The 750-nt window shown below is 68.7% G+C and carries 1 protein-coding gene; it reads right to left on the bottom strand.

Annotation, left to right across the window (positions count from 1 at the left end):
- Positions 1-184: 184 nt before the first annotated feature.
- The coding region (locus B3E43_RS08555; protein WP_292028458.1) for an EcsC family protein at positions 185-750 on the bottom strand (566 nt) is incomplete at its 5' end.

The following is a 750-nucleotide window of genomic DNA, read 5'->3' as shown; positions in this document are numbered from 1 at the left end:
GCCGCCCGGCGTGCCCCAGGCGATCGCCCCCGGCCACTCCATCATCCGCGACGTCCCCATCTCGGCGGCGATCGCGTCGTAGAATTTCGCCGCCCGCTCGAGGTCGTTGGTGCCCAGCGTCACATAGCCGATCATTTGGAAGCCCTCCCTTTGAGGGCAACTGAACACGAACAAATCAGGAACGTCAACCGTTGGCCAGCCACCGCATCCGGCACGCCATCATCGCCGTCTCGCCCAGCCGGTCGACCAGACGCCAGTTGACCACCGCCCCGATCGGCGCGCCGACCACGGGGATCAGCTGCATCAGCTTGGCCAGGTCGATGTAGTCCCGGTACTCGATCTGGAACCGCCGCCAGTCGTATTCGGTGATCGCCTCCGGCTGATCCACGCCCGCGATCCAGCGCTCCAGCTGGGCCAGGGCGTCGGGCCGCCGCTTCGCGCTGGCGAAGGCCAGGTGGAAGATGTGCAGCAGGAACAGCCGTTCGCGCACCGTGTCGCCGCCCCACCCATAGGCGCCGACGACATCACCCAGCATCCGCACCTTGATCGCCATCAGGGCCGGGAAGTCCGCCGCCGCCAGCACAAAGCCGCCTGCCCCCGCGACACCGCCCTCGACGCTGGCCGTGGTGCGATACGTCCTGATCATCGACCGCGCCCGCAGCTCCCGCGCCGCCAGCGAACCGTCGGCCATGGGTCGGGCCGGGATCAGGTCCGAGCCGAACAATATCCCCCGGGTCATCGCCTCGACGC

It is taken from the genome of Brevundimonas sp. UBA2416, assembly GCF_002343105.1.
GTDB lineage: Bacteria > Pseudomonadota > Alphaproteobacteria > Caulobacterales > Caulobacteraceae > Brevundimonas.
Note: the sequence above shows the minus strand (reverse complement) of the source record. Positions and strands in the feature narration are given on the sequence as shown.